14 protein-coding genes and 3 pseudogenes are annotated in these 17,731 nt (G+C 62.4%); 6 read left to right on the top strand and 11 right to left on the bottom strand.

Going from position 1 to position 17,731, the window contains the following annotated elements; genetic code table 11:
* Both ACVWYU_RS22865 and ACVWYU_RS22860 read right to left on the bottom strand, forming a co-directional pair.
* A pseudogene (locus tag ACVWYU_RS22865) lies at positions 1-210 on the bottom strand (hypothetical protein); the annotation flags it as partial.
* A gap of 239 nt (positions 211-449) precedes the next feature.
* The gene (locus ACVWYU_RS22860) at positions 450-1,079 is read right to left on the bottom strand and encodes a response regulator transcription factor (RefSeq protein ID WP_090319885.1); all 630 of its coding nucleotides are present in this window, start codon (positions 1,077-1,079) and stop codon (positions 450-452) included.
* 262 nt (positions 1,080-1,341) lie between these two features.
* Between ACVWYU_RS22860 and hpaC the strand changes: the two genes are divergently transcribed.
* Positions 1,342-1,854: a 4-hydroxyphenylacetate 3-monooxygenase, reductase component gene (gene hpaC, locus ACVWYU_RS22855; protein WP_247255058.1), complete on the top strand. Its 513-nt coding sequence runs from the start codon at positions 1,342-1,344 to the stop codon at positions 1,852-1,854.
* Positions 1,855-2,285: 431 nt separating this feature from the next.
* Positions 2,286-2,627, top strand: coding sequence for a DUF6124 family protein (locus ACVWYU_RS22850; RefSeq protein WP_457373726.1), 342 nt, complete (start codon positions 2,286-2,288; stop codon positions 2,625-2,627).
* 173 nt (positions 2,628-2,800) lie between these two features.
* Here the strand turns inward: ACVWYU_RS22850 and ACVWYU_RS22845 are convergent, their stop codons facing one another.
* The 6 genes and pseudogenes from ACVWYU_RS22845 to ACVWYU_RS22820 form a co-directional block, all read right to left on the bottom strand.
* Positions 2,801-3,814, bottom strand: a complete 1,014-nt coding sequence (locus ACVWYU_RS22845; RefSeq protein WP_457373725.1) for a phosphotransferase enzyme family protein — start codon at positions 3,812-3,814, stop codon at positions 2,801-2,803.
* A 9-nt stretch (positions 3,815-3,823) separates the two neighbouring features.
* Complete coding sequence (locus ACVWYU_RS22840; RefSeq protein ID WP_390955503.1) at positions 3,824-5,104, bottom strand: aspartate aminotransferase family protein; 1,281 nt, start codon at positions 5,102-5,104, stop codon at positions 3,824-3,826.
* Positions 5,097-6,410 (bottom strand): amino acid permease, encoded by a 1,314-nt coding sequence (locus ACVWYU_RS22835; RefSeq protein ID WP_247255054.1) that lies wholly within the window; start codon positions 6,408-6,410, stop codon positions 5,097-5,099. Before ACVWYU_RS22835 ends, ACVWYU_RS22840 begins: the two co-directional genes overlap by 8 nt.
* Before the next feature lie 365 nt (positions 6,411-6,775).
* Positions 6,776-7,372, bottom strand: a pseudogene (locus ACVWYU_RS22830) (methyl-accepting chemotaxis protein); the annotation flags it as partial.
* A 261-nt stretch (positions 7,373-7,633) separates the two neighbouring features.
* Positions 7,634-8,683, bottom strand: a pseudogene (locus ACVWYU_RS22825) (HAMP domain-containing protein); the annotation flags it as partial.
* A 390-nt stretch (positions 8,684-9,073) separates the two neighbouring features.
* Positions 9,074-10,396, bottom strand: coding sequence for a hypothetical protein (locus tag ACVWYU_RS22820; RefSeq protein ID WP_457373724.1), 1,323 nt, complete (start codon positions 10,394-10,396; stop codon positions 9,074-9,076).
* Between the two features lie 359 nt (positions 10,397-10,755).
* Between ACVWYU_RS22820 and ACVWYU_RS22815 the strand changes: the two genes are divergently transcribed.
* Positions 10,756-11,145, top strand: coding sequence for a c-type cytochrome (locus ACVWYU_RS22815; RefSeq protein WP_248914253.1), 390 nt, complete (start codon positions 10,756-10,758; stop codon positions 11,143-11,145).
* Positions 11,146-11,205: 60 nt separating this feature from the next.
* Complete coding sequence (locus tag ACVWYU_RS22810) at positions 11,206-12,696, top strand: aldehyde dehydrogenase family protein (protein ID WP_090319914.1); 1,491 nt, start codon at positions 11,206-11,208, stop codon at positions 12,694-12,696.
* 30 nt (positions 12,697-12,726) lie between these two features.
* On the opposite strand, the gene ACVWYU_RS22805 is transcribed toward ACVWYU_RS22810, so the two are convergent.
* From ACVWYU_RS22805 to ACVWYU_RS22795, 3 genes are all read right to left on the bottom strand, one after another.
* Positions 12,727-15,111, bottom strand: a complete 2,385-nt coding sequence (locus tag ACVWYU_RS22805; protein WP_457373723.1) for a DUF3772 domain-containing protein — start codon at positions 15,109-15,111, stop codon at positions 12,727-12,729.
* 226 nt (positions 15,112-15,337) lie between these two features.
* Positions 15,338-15,589: a glutaredoxin 3 gene (gene grxC / locus ACVWYU_RS22800; protein ID WP_457373722.1), complete on the bottom strand. Its 252-nt coding sequence runs from the start codon at positions 15,587-15,589 to the stop codon at positions 15,338-15,340.
* A 26-nt stretch (positions 15,590-15,615) separates the two neighbouring features.
* Positions 15,616-16,134: a carboxymuconolactone decarboxylase family protein gene (locus tag ACVWYU_RS22795; RefSeq protein ID WP_090319924.1), complete on the bottom strand. Its 519-nt coding sequence runs from the start codon at positions 16,132-16,134 to the stop codon at positions 15,616-15,618.
* A gap of 134 nt (positions 16,135-16,268) precedes the next feature.
* On the opposite strand from ACVWYU_RS22795, the gene ACVWYU_RS22790 reads away from it, so the two are divergent.
* Positions 16,269-17,081, top strand: a complete 813-nt coding sequence (locus ACVWYU_RS22790; RefSeq protein ID WP_090319927.1) for an AraC family transcriptional regulator — start codon at positions 16,269-16,271, stop codon at positions 17,079-17,081.
* A gap of 5 nt (positions 17,082-17,086) precedes the next feature.
* Positions 17,087-17,491, top strand: coding sequence for a DUF488 domain-containing protein (locus ACVWYU_RS22785; protein WP_457373721.1), 405 nt, complete (start codon positions 17,087-17,089; stop codon positions 17,489-17,491).
* The last annotated feature ends 240 nt before the right edge of the window (positions 17,492-17,731 follow it).

Raw genomic sequence — 17,731 nt, 5'->3', positions numbered from 1 at the left:
GCGAGCAGGCTCGCTCCCATTTTCTTTGTGGTCAAAAATGCCCTGTGGGAGCTGGCTTGCCAGCGATGGCGGTGTGTCAGGCGCCATTGATGTTGGATGGTCCGACCCCATCGCGAGCAGGCTCGCTCCCATTTTCTTTGTGGTCAAAAATGCCCTGTGGGAGCTGGCTTGCCAGCGATGGCGGTGTGTCAGGCGCCATTGATGTTGCATGGTCCGACCTCATCGCGAGCAGGCTCGCTCACATTTTCTTTGTGGTCACAAATGCCCTGTGGGAGCTGGCTTGCCAGCGATGGCGGTGTGTCAGGCAACATCAAAGTTGGATCTGCCGGCCCCATCGCGGGCAAGCCACGCTCCCACAGTTTTTGGCGTTCACAAATCCCGTGTATCCCCTGTGGGAGCTGGCCTGTCGGGTCGCCGCATCGCAGCGATGGCGGCCTGGCAGTTGTACCTCAGTGCCGAACCGGCTCATCCACCGGCAAATGCAGCACTTCGCGCACCAGCATGGCGATGCTGGTCACGCCCATCTTTTCCTTGATCTTGGTGCGGTGCACATCGACGGTTTTCACGCTGATGTTCAGCTCCCGGGCAATCACCTTGCTGGCCTTGCCATCGATCACCAGCATCAACACTTCACGCTCGCGACTGGTCAGCAGCGCCAGCTTGCCTTGCAGGTTCCGGCGCTGCTCCTGATCGGCCTGGGCATGCACGGCGGTCTTCAACGCTGCCTGGATGCGGTCGATCATCTGCTGCGGGTTGTAGGGCTTCTCGACGAAGTCCAGCGCACCGTTCTTCATCGCCGTCACCGACATCGGAATGTCGCCATGGGCCGAGACGAAGATGGTCGGCAGGGTGCTGCCGCGCTGGTTGAGGATTTCCTGCAGCTGAAAACCGCTGGTTTCCGGCATGCGCACATCCAGCACCAGGCAGGCCGGCTGCTTGGGATCGTACTGGTTGAGGAACTCGTCGGCGCCGGCAAAGCACTGCGCCTGCACGCTGACCGACTCCAGCAACCAGGCCAGCGAAGTGCGCAGGTCTTTGTCGTCGTCAACGATGTAAACAATCGGTTTGCGGGTTTCCATCAGGGGCTGCCACGAGAATTTCTAATTATTGTTTTCGCACGCGAGCACGCGCGGCGCACATCGGCTCATCTTTTTTGGAGCCAGTGTGCAGAATACCCACTGTCACCGGCCATGACGATAAAGAAACCACCTAGTCGACTAGCGGAAAGCCAACCTCGGCATGGGGATCGTCAGAATGGTTGCGCCGCGTGCCGGGCCTTAGTCTTGTTCCATCACCTACGGGCCGCGCAATGGCGGTCCTCCTGAAGGAAGGGGCATCGACATGGCCGACCTGAGCCAGCAGCAAATCGAGTTTCGCAACGCCATGGCGCAGCTGCCTGCGGCGGTGAACATCATCACCACCAATGGCCCCGGCGGTCGTTGCGGCATCACCGCCAGTGCCGTGTGCTCGGTGACGGATTCGCCACCCACCGTGCTGGTGTGCGTCAACCGCAACAGCGCCACCCACGATGTGTTCCGCACCAACGGCCACTTGTGCATCAACGTGCTGTGCGGTGAACAGGAAGAGCTGGCCCGCCACTTCGCCGGCATGACCAAAGTGCCCATGGCCGAGCGTTTTGCCTGGGACCTGTGGGACGACGGCGCCGCCGATGTGCCGGTGCTGCGCGATGCCCTGGTGCAGCTGGAAGGGCGAATCAGCGAGTGCAAGGAAGTGGGCTCGCATTCGGTGATGTTCGTTGAGCTGACCAAGGTGGGCGTGCGGGAACCACGCGACAGCCTGGTGTATTTCAACCGCCTGTTTCATCGCGTGGAGCATGCCGGGGCGCATTGTTGATCGACCGGATGGGGGGCCGCTTCGCAGCCCTGCGGGACGGTGCGGCGTTCCGACGAGTTCCCTCGCCACAAATGCGTCTGCTTGAGAGGTGTGTTTAACGGCTGTAGGTGTTACTTGGTGAAAGCTACAGCGGCTTGCGGCATTGCCTACAGGTACGCCAGAATCCGCCGGCTTGTGCGCTTTGGGCCTGGGCTCTATCGTTTTCCGGTCACTGAATAAAACAGTGATCGGGTTTGGTAGCCCTTAGTACGGCGCGCAACGCCAAAGCAGGCAGACGCTGGTTCAGGTCGCTGAAATCTATGGTGGTCATGCGCAGGGCCTCCTTGGGGGCGCCGGTTCCAGTACTCCGGTCTACCAACCTGTGTATGGCCACCACCTTCGTTTGGTAGCGAGAGTGATGGCTCCCATTTAGCAAGTACTGGAGCTGCACTATGTTCAAGGTCACACCCAATCCCCCGGATACCGATCCGACATCACCGAACCCTCACGACCCCACCGACCGCATCCCCTCAGCCGCCGACATCCGCGCCACCCCGCGCAAACTCTGCACGACATTCATCGTCAACCCGGAACTCGATCTGGAAACCTTGCTGGCCCACGCCTGTGAGTCGCTGGCGTCGGCCAATGTCATGACCATGGATCTGGCGGACCGGACGGAAGGCAGGAACCGCAACACCCTGCTGGGCATTGCGCAAGTCATCAACCTGGGGGAATTGGTGGTGAATCGGGCACTGGATCAGCTCGACCCGCCGGAACCTGCGCCCCACAGCTGACCCCTGTGTGGGAGCGGGCTTGCCCGCGATGGCGGACGGTCAGTCGCCGGTGATGTTGAATATGACGGTCTCATCGCGAGCAGGCTCACTCCCACAATGATCTTCAGTGAACGCAAAATGTGTGCGCTGCTGAAATCAAATGTGGGAGTGAGCCTGCCCGCGATGGCGGGGTATCAGGCCTGCAAATATTCCCGAGCCAATCGACAAGCCCGTTCGATCAGCATCGGCGCCATTTCAATCGCCGTCGGTGTGCCCTGGCGGGTATGAATCCAGCCCAGGTAGGTGGTGCCACGCAGCATCAGAAACAGCGCCAGGGTCTGGCGATCCGCCTCGGTCAGCGGCTTGACCGCGTGGTAGCCGGCCAGCAGTGCCGCTTTGATCTGCTCAAAACGCGGATCGTCCAGGCAGAAGTACAAAGCCGTGGCCAGTTCGAACATGTGCCAGCCGAATCCGGCATCGTCGAAGTCGATCAAGCGCAGACGCGGGCCTTCGATCAGCAGATTCTCGGGCACCAGGTCGGCGTGGATCATGCCGAAGTTGCCCAGGTGCCGACCATAGCGGCGCAAGTCCGTGCGCGCCGTGCGCCGGGCCTGTAGCAATAAGTCGCGCTGGGCCTCGCTCAGCTGTTCCAGCTCCCAGAAGCGCCCCCAGAACGGGTTCGCACCGATCAAGCCTTCCTCATCCCAGGCATGCCGCACGAACTCGTCCGGCTGCTGCCACTGGGCCGCATGCAGATGAATGCGCGCGGCCAGCGCACCCGCCTCATTGAACAGAAAATCGATTTCGGTATCGGCCTGCACCCCGGCCTCCGAAGTGCCCGCGGTGGTGCCTGGCAACCAGGCGAGCATGTCGACGTGGCGGTCGCCGAGCTCCTGGTGAGTGACTTCGATCAGGTGGCTTTCATTCTGCGTGCGGATGATCTGCGGCACGGTGATGCCGGCACTGGCCAGTGCTTCCATCCATTGCAGTTCGGAGCGCAGCGCCGCTTCGCCGTGATAGCCATTGCGGTGGATGCGCAAGGCCACTCGCTGGCCGTCGTGGCGGCGCGCGGAGAACACCGCGTTCTCGCGGAATTTGACCAGTTCAATGTCGGCGAACTGGCCGTCCCAGTGCTGCAGGGCATGGCGCGCCAGGTCGTGCAGCCGGGCGACTTGCTGGTCATGGTTCAGAGCATGGAAATCAGTCATGGCAGGGCCTCAAATCGCGCTCAGGGCGTGGTCCAGGGTGTCGACGAAGAGGTCGGCGTGTTCGCGGTTGAACACCAACGGCGGGCGTAGCTTGAGGATGTTGTCGCCGGCGCCGATCTTGCTGATCAGCACACCGTTGTCGCGCATGTCGTTGACCACCTTGCGCGCTTCGAGCCCGGCGGGTTCCTTGCTGGCGTGGTCGCGCACCAGCTCCATGGCGAAGAACAGGCCCTTGCCGCGCACATCGCCAATGATCGAGTGCCTGGCCGCCAGCGCGTGCAAGCGTTGCTGCACGTAAGCGCCGACGCTTTGCGCGTTGTGCAGCAGTTGCAGGTGTTCAATCTCGTCCAGCACCGCCATGCCGACCGCCGCCGCCACCGGGGAACCGCCGAAAGTGTTGAAGTACATCGCGCTGCGCCCGAACGACTCCACCAGCGCCTTGCGGGTGATCAGCCCCGCCAGCGGGTAGCCGTTACCCATCGGTTTGCCCAGGGTGACGATGTCCGGCACTACGCCGTGGGCCTGATGCCCCCACAGATGATCGCCGGTGCGACCGAAGCCGGACTGCACTTCATCGGCGATGAACAATCCGCCAGCGGCGCGGATCAACGCCGCTGCCTTGTTGACGAAGCTGGCCGGCACCCGTGGCAGGCCCTCGTTGGCGAACAGGGTGTCGATCAACAGCGCGGCGGGACGAATGCCCCGGGCCTGCATCGAGGCAATGGCGGCGGCGATATTGGCCGCGTATTGCTCGGCCAGTTGCGATTCGGTGGTGCCGGCCGGCGCGTGGTACAGGCACGGAATCGGCACCGCCCGCGCATGGCTGGCGAAGGGTTCCGGCGAGGGCAGGGCGGTGGTCACTTCGGCCAGTGACGCGGAGTTGCCGTGGTAGTTGTAGTCACTGACGATGAGGCCGGTGCCGCCGCTGGCGAAACGCGCCAGGCGCAGCGCCAGTTCATTGGCTTCGCTGCCGGTGCAGGTGAACATCGCGGTGTCCAGCGGCTCGGCGAAGGTCGCGGTCAGGCGCTCGGCGTAGCGCACCACGTGCTCATCCAGGTAACGGGTGTGGATGTTCAACGTGCTGGCCTGCCGGTGCATGGCCTCGACCACACGGGGGTTGCAGTGACCCACGCACGGCACATTGTTGTACACGTCGAGATAGCGTCGACCGTCGACGTCGAACAGCCAGACGCCTTCACCGCGTACCAGGTGCAAGGGCTTGTCGTAGAACAGCGGTGAGGCGCTGCCGAGGACGCGATGGCGGCGTTGCAGCAGGGTGTCTTCAGGCATGGTCCGGAACCTCGATGGCGTGGGTGCGGCGGGTGCGCAGCAGGAAGTTGAGCAGGCACAGGGTGAAGGTCGCCGCGAGGGCGATCAGCATCATTGTGTCGAGTTGGAAGCAGGCGGCGATCACCACCAGGGTCAGGGCCAGGCCCAGCCAGGCGACCACGGTGCCGCCGGCGAGGGTGAACGGACGGGGCAGGTCAGGCTGGCTGCGTTTGATGCGCAGGTAGGCGGCAAAAATGAACAGGTAGCAAACGTTGAGCAGCAACACCACTGCGAGCATCACCGTGGCCGGGTCGATAGCGGACAACGGCAGGCCGATGGCGCCGATCAGCAGCAGCGCCGGGTAGGGCGTGCCGCGTTTGCCGGTCTTGCCCAGCCACTGCGGGAACAACCCATCGCGGGCCATGGCAAACAGTTGCCGGGAGGCGGCGTAGATCAACGAGAAAAACGTGGCGATCAGGCCGAACACCGCGCCGCAGCCAATCACCTTGGCCAGCCACGAGCCGTCACCGAAGGCATTGCTGCTGGACATCGCCGCGTACAGCGGATCGCCCGCGCTGCCCACCGTTTCAACGCCACCGGCACCGGGGGCGCAGACCAACACCACCAATGCCGTCACCAACAAAGTGCCTACCGCTGCGAGGATGCCGCGGGGCATGCTGCGCCCCGGATCGTTGGCTTCTTCAGCCGCCGAGCCGGTTTGTTCAACGGTGATGAACAACCAGATGGCGAAGGGCACACAGGCGAAAATGCCGCCCAGGCTAATCGCCGGTCCGGCATTGACTGGCATCTTCAGCAGGTTGGCCAGTTCGACATGGGGTGCCATGGCCACGCCGAAGGTCAGCAAGGCAACGACCGCGATGACACCGGCAATGAAGGTCAGGCCCATGGCCTCGCCGACGCCCCGCAGGTGGAAACCGATGATCACCGCGAACAAGGCGATCTTCACCGGCCAGCCACCGAGGCCGAAGATCGACTCGGTGTAGGCACAAATGAAGGTGGCTGCCGCACCGGTGCCGATGGTCAACGCCAGCGCGCACGCCACGCCGACCAGGTAACCCACGAACGGCCCGAAGGCACTTTGCGCATAGACGAATACGCCGCCGGCGCTGGGCAGCGCGGTGGACAATTCCGCCACGCACAGCGCCAGTCCACCGCACAGCAGTGCCATCAACAAGGTGGCGATCAGCATGTTCAGCCAGCCGCCGGCCATCAGTCCGAAGTTCCAGCCGGAAAACTGCCCGGCCACCACCAACGCAATTCCAAGGCCGGCAATCTTGGGCCAGCCCAAAGCACTTTTCTTAAGCACACAAGTCTCCCGCGACCCGAAGGCCGATTTATTGTTTTAGTGAAAATGGAGGGGGTTCAGCGTTGCTCTTCGCCCAACGGCACCCGGCAAGGTCGCGGGTTCTGCCGTGAGTCGGTTTCGATACTACGCGCGGGACACAGCGCGGCCTGTTCGTGCCCATGCCATGTGCTTGGTTGTGGGTGCCAGAATGTGTTGCGTAGAAGCGTTGCCATTGCGGGTGGAGGTGATGGCCTGATCGACGGAACGCCGCCCGGCGCGAGCTCGCTCCCACTCTGGAATTCGGCGCGACACAGATGTTGTGTCTACCAGAGAACCCTGTGGGAGCTGGCTTGCCAGCGATGGCGGACTGACAGGCGACCTCTATCTCAGATCCGGAAACTCCCCACCAACTGATTCAACCGCGCAGCCTGTTGCTCCAGCTCGGTACAGGCCCGCAATGTCGACTGCAAATTCTCCACCCCTCGCTGATTCAGGGTGTTGATCTGCGTGATGTCGACATTCAAAGCCTCGACCACGGCGGTCTGTTCCTCGGTGGCGGCGGCGACGGATTGGTTGACGTTGTCGATCTCGCCGATGCGTTGGGTCACGCTACCCAGACGAGTGCCGGCCAGGTTGGCGATGGTGACGCTTTCTTCGCTGTGCTGCTGGCTCTCGGTCATGGTGATCACCGAATCCCGTGCGCCCACTTGCAGCGCTTCGATCATCTGCTGGATCTCCAGCGCCGAGGTCTGGGTGCGCCCGGCCAGGCCGCGCACTTCGTCGGCGACTACCGCAAATCCACGGCCCGCTTCACCGGCGCGCGCCGCTTCGATCGCGGCATTGAGTGCCAACAGGTTGGTCTGTTGCGAGATGCCCTTGATCACTTCGAGGATCTGCCCGATGTTCACGGTCTTGTCGTTGAGCACCTCAATGTTGGCGCACGACGCACTGATCTTGCCGGACAGCGCGTTCATCACTTCAATGGTGCGCTCCACCACTTGGCGACCGTCCTCGGCCTGTTGCCGTGCGGCGGAGGCTTGCTGCGAGGCGTCGGAGGCGTTATGCGCGATTTCCTGGGCGGCGGCGCCCAGCTGATTGATCGCGGCGGCCACGCTGTTGGTGCGGGTGGACTGATCGTCGAAATTGCTCAGGGATGAATGGGATGCCTCCAGCACCCGCCGCGCCCCCTCGTTGACGCCAAGGGCTGCCGACGACACCTCGCGAATCGAGTGGTGAATGCGTTCGACGAAGCGGTTGAATGCGGTGGCCAACTGGCCGATCTCATCCCGCGATTGCACGGCCAGGCGACGGGTCAGGTCGCCTTCGCCGAGGGAGATGTCCTCCATGACCCGCGTCAGCGCTTGCAGCGGGCGGGTGATGCGTTGCGCGGTGTACCCGATCAACAGCAGGCCGAGCAGGGCCGAGCCGCCGCCCAGCAGCAGTTCCAGTGCGGTGCTTTTCACGCCTTGGGCATCGAGTTGCTGCTGCAGGGCGTTCACCGGTGCCAGCAACACCTCCTGCGGTACACCCACCAGCACACCCCAGGGCGCGGCCCCGGCAATCGGTGGCAGTGGCTCCAGGACCTTGATCTGCTGCGGGTCGACAAACACCTTCGCCTGGCCTTGGCGCAAGGCGTCCATGACCTCGGCATTGTCCATCGGCTGACCCAGTCGGGTGACGTCCTGACTGTTGGCGGAGATCACCCCGCGAGGGCTGACGATGCTGATCTGGCCGTGGCCGTCGAACAATTGCAGCGCACTGGTTTGACTGTCCTTTTGCAGCGCGGCGAGGTTAATGTCGAGGCCGACGACGGCGATGACGTTGCCGTTCTCCAGCAGCGGGAAGGCGACGCTGGTTACCAGTTTGCGGCTGCCGGATGCTTCGTCGAAGTAGGGCTCCAGAACGCACGCCTGGCGGGTATCGCGGGCGCAGGTGTAGAAGGCGTTGTACGGTGCGCCGCTAGGGCCTGGCTCGGTGTTGGCGAGCAGGCCTTCGTCACCGATCACCGCTTGCAACTCGCCCGGTTTGCTTTGCACCCAGTAGAGCGAGAAGCGTCCGGTTTCGTTGCTGCCCAGGTCCGCCTGATTGGCGAAACCGGCGTCGGCACCGTCCAGGGCGTCCGGCTCGAAAATGACGTAAAGCCCGAGCAGGTCGGGCTTGTCGATCAGGGCTTGGTGAAGCTGGGTGCTCAGCGCCTGGCGCAGTTGTGGGCGGGTGAGGGTCCCCTGATGCTGGAGTTGCCTCAGATAAAGCAAATACCGCGACAACCCCTGGCCAAATTCGTGGGTCTGCATGAAGGTGCGTTGCACCTGCATGGCCTGTACCTTGCCCAGGGCCTGCATGTGTTCCCTGGCCGCATCGGCGAGCATTTTGCCGCTGGCCTCGGCCACTTGCTGGCTGCTCTGGTGAGTCTGGTACAGCGACAGCCCCATCAGCAAACCCACCACCAACAGCAGGCAGAGGCCGGCGAGCAGGGTGATTTTGCTCTGGATCGTGAGGAATTTTTTCTGCATGGGAAATGCCTTTTTCCGTGGGTACAACGCTAACGCGATCCCTGTAGGAGCGAGCCTGCTCCGGGCGGCGCTCCGACGATGGACGTCAACGATGACGCGCACAATCTGAATGAACGCGTTGTCCAAATATTTTTCGCGAGCAGGCTCGCTCCTACAGGGGGGCAGGCCGAATCAGAACGTCGTGGCGAAAATCACCTGGCTATAGACGTTCTTGTCGTTGTTGCCCAACTGCGTACCGCCCTGATCGGCGCTCTTGTCCGGCTGGAACAGGCCGATCAGCGGCATCACCGTGAGGTGGTCGTTGACGTGCCACTCGGCGTACAGGTCCGTTTCGTGGCCATCGGTGTTGCCCAGGTTGCGGTCGATGGTGTCGTAGTTGAAGTACATCGCGCCGAGGTTCAGGTTCGCCAGCGGCGAGACGGTGAACTTGAGTTGCTGGATGCGCGAGTTGGTGTTGAACGGGCCGGCGTAGTTGCCCGCCACTTCACCCTGGAACCAGGTGCCGAAGCCGCGACTGAAACCGTAGAACAGGGTGTCGTAGCCTTCCGAGAAACGGCTGTAGCGGTAGCTGGCATAGGGCGTCCATGGCACGGCGGAAAACGTCCAGCCGGCTTCCAGGTACCAGGCGTCTTCGTTGGCGGCGTGGGGTTTGTCCTGCTTGGCGTATTCGCCGGAAAGGAACAGGTCCTTGACCCCGGCATTGCCCGTTGCGCGCAGGCTGTAGGTCTTCATGCCATCGCGCTCCAGTTGCGCCGGGGAGGCGTACTGTTCGTCGACATGGGTGGTGTCGATGTAGGTCAGGCCGACGGTGCCGGCTTCGGCCACGTGTTCCAGGGTGCCGACATACATTTCGGTCTTGGCCTGGGCGCGGTTGTCGGATTTGAGCCACATCAGGTCGCCGCGCCAGCCTTCCTTGCCACCGATACGCAGCACGGCGGTTTCGTCGAACGCCTTGCGCGCGGCCAGCCAGTAGGCGCCGCCGCGATTGAACTCACCGTCGGCCAGACCCTTGCCCATGTTCAGCGCGTCGCCATCGATCAGGAAACCGTCGCCGACCACGATGTTCTGGCGACCGAACGACAGGTCGATACCGTCTGCACCCAGGACCGGAAAAAGATCGCTCGAGCGCCAGCCGAGGTAGGCGTCTTCGAATTTGGTGGTGCGTTCCGAACCGTCGCTGAAACCGGCGGCATCGCCGTCACCCCAGGTGCCGGAGCTGAGCAGGTTGCCCGCGCCGTAAGCAGTGCCGGCACCGGCCAGCGCTTTGTCGAAACTCAGGCCGTACTTGATGTAACCCTCACGCCACGACGACGAACCTTCATCGAGACGGCCCGACAGGGCGTAGTTTTCCTGGCTGTGGAAAATGCCGAAAACCGCTTCCAGGGTGGCGTTCAGGTGACTGTCGCTATCGGCGTAGAGTTCATAGGCTCCGGCCTGACCTGCGCTGATCATCAGCGCGAGGGTAGAGAGTCGAAGCAAGGGGGACTTGAGCATGGCGTGACATCCGTTCTTGTTCTTGAGCGCAGGTTTGCGGTCTTTTTAGATACTAAGGTCCGGATTCCTTTCGCCCTTTTTCCTGTTTGCCAATTAGTTGGTTGTGCTTGCCAGATTGCATGGCAGGGAATTTTTGCTGCTTTGTTTCCCTGTGGGAGCAAGCTCGCACAACAGGGAAAAGCGAAGGTACATTCGAGCGATCTGGCAGAACCGCCAACACAACTGGCACGCAGGACAAAACCTGCGAATCACCGACCACCGACAATCCTGATCAACCCTGCCGGAGCACCGTTGCCCCGGCACTTTCAGAGTTGGCGTTCGCCTGCTGGCGAATGCGCGGATTTTCAAGGTCGTTTCCCATGTTTACCTCCCTGCGTTTGCCCCTTATCGGTTTGCTGTCATTCACTGTGGCCCAGGCGGCGCTGGCGGCCGATTGCACCCCCGATCAACGCCACGGCGCCGAGGTGTTTGCCAATGAATGCGGGGTTTGCCACTCGGTGACCAAAGGCGCGACCGGCATGATGGGGCCGAACCTGGCGGGTGTGGTCGGGCGCAAGTCCGGTTCGCTGGAAGGCTTCAACTACTCCCAGGCGATGCGCAATAAAAACATCGACTGGCAAGCCGAGAACATCGCGCAGTTGATCACTCAGCCCCAGGCCTACGTGCCTGGCACCTACATGCCTTACATGGGCCTGGCTTCTGCGGACGATCGCCAGGCGGTCGTGTGCTTCCTCAAAGAACAACACTAAGCGGCCGGTTTCCTGGCTGACCCTACCTTCACACCGAACGGTTTTATTGAAAGGTGAATTATGAGCAACGTTGAAATCCTGCCGCAGGTGGCTGCATTTATCGAACGCCGCCATGGCTGCTTCATTGACGGTCAGTGGGTGTTTGCCGAAGGCGAGCGCATTGCCGTGGTCAACCCGGCCACCGGGCAGACCCTCTGCGAAACCCTCGATGCGCCCCTGGAGATCATCGAGCAAGCCGTGCAGTCATCGCACAAGGCATTCAAGTCCGGGGTCTGGTCGGCACTGCGCCCGGCAGATCGCGAGCGCATCCTGCTCAACTTCACTCGCCTGGTGGAAGAGCACGCCGAGGAACTGGCGCAACTGGAAACCCTGAGCCAGGGCAAGTCGATCAACATGGCCCGCGCCCTGGACCTGAACGCCACCGTGGAATTCATGCGCTACATGTCCGGCTGGGCGACCAAGATCGAAGGGCAGACGTTCGACGTGTCGATCCCGCTGCCACCGGGTGCCAAGTTCACCGCCTTCACCAAGCGTGAGCCGGTAGGTGTAGTGGTCGGCATCGTGCCGTGGAACTTCCCGCTGCTGATCGCCGCCTGGAAACTGATGCCGGCGCTGGCCACCGGTTGCACGGTGATCATCAAGCCGGCCATGGAAACTCCGTTGACCGCGATGCGTCTGGCGGAACTGGCACTCGAAGCCGGCATTCCGGCAGGTGTGTTCAACGTCGTGACCGGTGGTGGTGCCTCGGTCGGTGGCGTGTTGACCCAGCATCCGCTGGTGAGCAAGGTCTCGTTCACCGGCTCTACCGCTGTGGGCAAAAGCGTCGGCGTGGCGTGCATGGCCAACATGACGCGTTTCTCCCTGGAGCTGGGCGGCAAGAACCCGATGATCGTGCTCGCCGACGCCGACATCGAGAAAGCCGTGCAAGGGGCGATCCTCGGCGGTCTGCTGAACAATGGCCAGGTGTGTGCCGCGGCTTCGCGTTTCTACGTGCATCGCTCGATCCACGACCCATTCGTCGAAGCCCTGGCGGCGGCGGTGTCGGCGATGCCGATGGGCGCGGGCATGAACGGTGACGCGGCGATCAATCCGCTGGTCTCGCGCAAACAACAGCAAAGCGTGCTCAAGCACATCGAACTGGCCCGACGGGAAGGCGCGCGTGTGGTCTCGGGTGGCGAATTGGTCGAAGGCGACGGCTTCTTCGTCCAGCCGACGATCCTCGCCGACATCGACCACAGCATGGCCGTGGCCCGCGAAGAAGTCTTCGGACCGGTGCTGGGCGTGATGCCGTTCGACGATGAAGAGGCCGTGATCGAACTGGCCAACGACAACCGCTACGGCCTGGCCGCCAGCCTGTGGACCAACGACCTGAGCAAAGCCATGAACCTGGTGCCACGCATCGAAGCCGGTACGGTCTGGGTCAACGCTCATGTGCTGCTCGACCCGGCGATGCCGTTCGGCGGCGTCAAGCAATCGGGCATGGGTCGCGAGTTTGGTCGTGCGGTGATCGAGGCCTACACCGAGCTCAAATCGGTGTGTATCGCGCATTGATGCAAGGGGCGCTGGCGGCGTGATCGGGTATCACGCCGCCGGTGGCGGCTTCGCCAGTTCAATCCCGGCGGCGCCCAGTCGCTTGAGTATTTCAAACAGCAGTTCGCTCTTGATCGAGCCGACCGTGCGCGGGCTGGCGACGTAACCGGTGATCGTCAACGTGATGCCTTCCGGTTTGAGCTGGCTGAAGCGCACGAACGGCATCGGTTTTTCCAGGATGGATTCGTGCTCGCAGAAGGTGTCGTACAGCAGGTTGCGCACCTGTTCGGGGTCGATGTCCAGCGGGAAGGTCAGTTCAAGTATCGCCACGCCTTGGGCGCTGCCGCCGAGGGTGACGTTGCGCAGGTTCTGCGAAATCAGTTGCGAGTTCGGCACGATGACGATCGAGCGGTCGGCCAGTTGTATTTCGGTGGCCCGCACATTGATCCGGCGGATGTCGCCTTCAACCCCGCTGATGCTGATCAGGTCGCCGACCTTGACCGGGCGTTCGGTGAGCAGAATCAGGCCAGAGACGAAGTTCTTGACGATCTCTTGAAGGCCGAAGCCGATCCCCACGGACAAGGCGCTGACGATCCACGCCAGGTTGGTCCACTTGACCCCCAGGGACGACAACATCAGCAGGATCACCAGGGCATAGCCGATGTTGGAAAACAGCGTGCTGAGCGAAGCGCACATGCCGGGGTCCATTTCCGTTTTCGGCAGCAATTCATTGTCCAGCCAGCGGCTCAGGGTACGCACCAGATAGACGCCGATCAGCAGCGCCAGCACGCCGTGCAGCAGGTTGGCCGGGACAATGTTCAGTTTGCGCAGGCCGTCGCCGCCGAGCATCGCCAGTATGTTGTTGGCCAGTTGCCCGAGTGTCGAGCCCACCCCGCCGACCAGCAGCGAGATGAAAGCGATCAGTAACAGGGCGGCGCGACCGACGCCGGACAAAATGACCGAGATCTGGTCCAGGCGCGTATCGCCAATGCCCAGCAACTGTTTGAGCGTCTTGCCGGTGGGTTGCCGAGGTGAAAACAGATACTCGCAGCCGTCCTTCAGCAGCTGTATCAGCAAATAAAACCCAAAAAAAATGATGAACAGCCAGACCAGTTCGTAAGTGATGAAGCGCGATAACGACACATAGCCGACAAACAGGGCGAGCAGCGAGACCACCGTCGCGATACTGGCGAAGGCATACACCACGCCGGCCAGCGTCCGGCCGCCCTCTGGCGCGGCGCCGGCCACCACCATGGCCCGGCGGGTTCTGCTGACTCGCAACAGGATCGTGCCGATCAAGGTGGAGATCACCAGCGCCACCAGTCCCCGGACCGAGATCACGACCTCCGTGCTCATGCCGGTGGCGTTGGTCAATTGCGCCAGTGACACCATCACCAGCAGGGCGGCGGCCAAGCGCCGCGGAAAGGGTTTGAGCGCCAATGCCACCTCGTCGGCAATGTCCGGCAGTCGCCATGAAGGATGTTGCGTGGACAATAGCGCGCGGCTTAAACCGGTAATCATCACGCAGGTGTATACGATCTTTTCGAAATCCTCGGAAAACCCCACCAGTTGCGGAGTCAACGGCAGTTCGCGGGTGAGGGCAAAGAACAGGATATGCAGGGCGATACCGGCGGTCAGCACCGTGGCGATGACCGACGCGAGCGCAAGGGTGCTGCGGCGCAATCGCCCCTCGGGCATCCGGTGAATGCACAGCCAGGTCAGTCCTCGTTCGGCGAGCCGGCGGCCGAGGCCCCACAGGAGCGCGGCGAATATCACGAGCACGCAGGTCAGGAAGCGCTTGCCCGGTTGCCAGACCGAATGCAAGGTGTCGCCCGCCTGCTGCATGAAGTCGACCAGCCGTTGCCGGTCGTCGGCGGGCGGATCGAACAGCGGCGTCCAGAACCAGGGATTGAGGATGCTCCGGGTGCGTTGGGTCACTTCGGTTTCCAGCAGACTGCGTCGAATGGCGGCAATCTGGGTGAGCAGCTCGGCGGCACTGGCTTTGATCGCCGCCAGGGTTTTCAGCTTGTAATCGACCTTGTTCTTTTGCTCACTGAGCGCCGCCCTCTGGCTGGCGATGTCGGACTTCTCCAGATCGGCCTCGGCCAGCGGCGCAGGGCTCAGCACCCCCAGTTGAGACTGCAATTGCGCCTGTTCGGGCAACAACAGTGCCGACAGGCGATCGGCCTCCTTGATCAGCACCTGAACCAAATCCTGCGGGGTTTCCAGTTGGTTGTAGTTACTGACTTGGGAGACCTGCTGTTTGAGGCTGTTGAGTTGCCCTTGCAGTGTCTCCAGATCACTGTCGGTAACCCTGACGACGGCGCTGCTCGCACCGGGGGGCGGGACATCGGGCATGGGCGCCGCCAGCATTGCGCTGCCCGGCGCCAGTAGCACGAAGGCGATGAACATCACGAACTGCAAGGCATTGCGCATAGGCGTGCTCGACCGGTGGTGAGTCATTTAGCCTTTGAGGTTAGGTCATGACGCGCATGTTAGAGCGTTGTTTGGTCGGATGCGCCGGGCGATGGCCGGTATCCCGAGGGTGTGGTGAGGGCGCTTGCTTGCGCCGGGTTGCATCGCAGTCCCCTTTTTGGGGCTGCTGCGGCGTTCCGACAAACGCCCTCGCCACAGGTTGGTGTTGGGTCTGGACAGTCCGGGCTCAGGCCAGCATCGACATCAAGCCGCCCTGGCGATCGAGCTTGGCCAGGTCGTCGAAGCCGCCGATATGCGTGTCGCTGATGAAAATCTGCGGCACGCTGCGCCGTCCGCTGCGGCTGAGCATTTCTTCGAGTTTGCCCGGCTGGGTCTGAATGTTGATTTCCTGCATGTTGATGCCTTTGCTCGCCAACAGGGACTTGGCGCTGCGGCAGTAAGGGCAGGTGTCGGTGGTGTACAGGGTCACGGTGTTCATGGTCGGTTCTCCGTTCTTGAAGTGGCTCAGGCATCGATGGCCGGGAAGTCGATATCGGTCAGCGCGACGTTGTTCAGGTAGTTGGTCAAGGTTTGCGAAGCGACATGGGCGACCACTTCGACGATCTTGCCGTCGTCGATACCGGCGGCGCGCGCCGCTGCAATCTGCCCGGCGCTCAAATGGCCGCGACTTTCAGTGATCTGCTGTGCCAGCAGGGCATAGGCATCGAGCTTGCCTTCACGGGCACTGCGGATGTCCTGGCTGGAGAGCCCGGCCTTGCCGGCAAACAACGTGTGGGCCGCCAGGCAGTAGTCGCAGCCGTTGACCTGCGACGTGGCGAGGAAGATCGCTTCCTTTTCCTTCGCGCTCAGGGAGGTCTTGCCCAGTGCCGCCGAGTTTTGCAGGTAGGAGGCGAGGACGGCGGGGGCGTGGGCCAGGACTTTGAACACATTGGGCAAGAAGCCGATTTTCTTTTGCACGCCTTCCAGCAGCGGGCGGGTGGCGTCGGTGGCAAGCTCAAGGCTGAGAGGGGCAATGCGGGTCATGATGATTCTCCGAGGATTCAAGCGCGACAGGCGCTGGGTACGGAGTTCATGCTAGTGATCTGGACTGGTCTATTGGGTGCAAATCGTCGACGATATGCGACAGATCGTCCAGAACTGTTCTCGGGAGCCTCCCCATGGATCGCTTGTCCACGTTGCTCACGCATTTCGGCGTCAATGCCGGCACCTTTCACAGCGGCACGTTTTGCGGCACCTCGGCGTTCGATGGCAGCCAGTCGTGCGGTCATCTGCACCTGCTGCAGGCCGGCGAGGTTTCCCTGAAACTGGCGGATGAGCGAGCGCTGGACATCACCGAGCCGACGCTCATCTTCTTTCCACGGCCCTATCGTCACCGCTTGTCCGCGACGCAAGCCTCGGCCACCCAGTTGGTCTGCGCCTCGCTGAACTTCGACGGCGGCTCGGGTAATGCGCTGGCCGCCGCGTTGCCGGATTACATGGTGCTGAAACTCGATGAGATCCCGGCCCTGGCCAGCACCCTGGAGTGGCTGTTCAAGGAGGCTTTCGACGGCACCTGCGGCCGGGAAGCGGTCATGGACCGCCTGTTCGAACTGCTGGTGATTCTGTTGCTGCGGCACATGCTGAGCAGCCGCAATCAACAGCCGGGGATGATGGCCGGTCTCGCCGACTCACGGCTGGCACGTCCCCTGAACCTCATGCACGAAGCGCCCGGCAAAGCCTGGAGCGTGGCGGAACTGTCGGTGGCGGCCAACATGTCGCGGGCCAGTTTCGCCGAGCATTTCCGGCGGGTGGTCGGGCAGACTCCGGTGGATTATCTGGTGAGCTGGCGCATCAGCCTGGCGCAGAAACGCTTGCGCGAGGGCAAGCCCATTGCCCTGATCGCCGAAGAGGTCGGTTACGAAAGCCCCTCGGCACTGGCCCGGGCGTTTCGGCGTAAAACCGGGGTGAGTCCACGGGAGTGGAGAGGGTAGCGCTGATGATCCAGTGCAAGCATGCCGATGAGCCTGTTGCCGCCGACGATGGGCGACGTGTCCTGGTCGATCGCCTGTGGCCACGCCATTGGCCCAAGGCCCCGGCGTCGCTGCATGCCTGGCTGCCCGACCTTGCTCCCTCGATTGATCTGCATGAGCGGTTCACGGCCGGCGAGCTGGATTTTGAGCAATTCGCGACGGCGTATCGACAGGCACTGGCGGCTCATCCGACGCATTGGTGGGCGCTGCTGCCGCTGGCCGAGACAGGCACGCTGACCCTGGTTTGCGCCGCCCAGGACCCGCTGCAAAATCATGCGCTCGTCCTCGCGCAATGGCTGGAGGAGGAACTTGATCGGTATGCGGGCTCCAGTTCGCCCGTGTGCTGGCGGGATGAGTTTCCGGATTATTGAGCGGTTATATGTTTGCCCTCTGGTGTTTCGATCTGAAAAGTCGGCGCCCTTGATTTCACACTTTGTTACCGCATACCCCAGCCGGGTGTGAAAACCTGCGTTGGTAACAATCTCCCAGGTGGCTTCACCCCTGCGCTCACTTGCCTGCCAAGCCCATCCCAGAGCGCTGTACGCGCTTTCTCAAGCGGCCAATCCGAGAATTGGCCGGGTGATTGCATATGCTTGTCTGTACAAGTACTT

It is taken from the genome of Pseudomonas sp. TE12234, from assembly GCF_054061835.1.
This window is presented reverse-complemented; position numbering and strand designations above follow the sequence as displayed.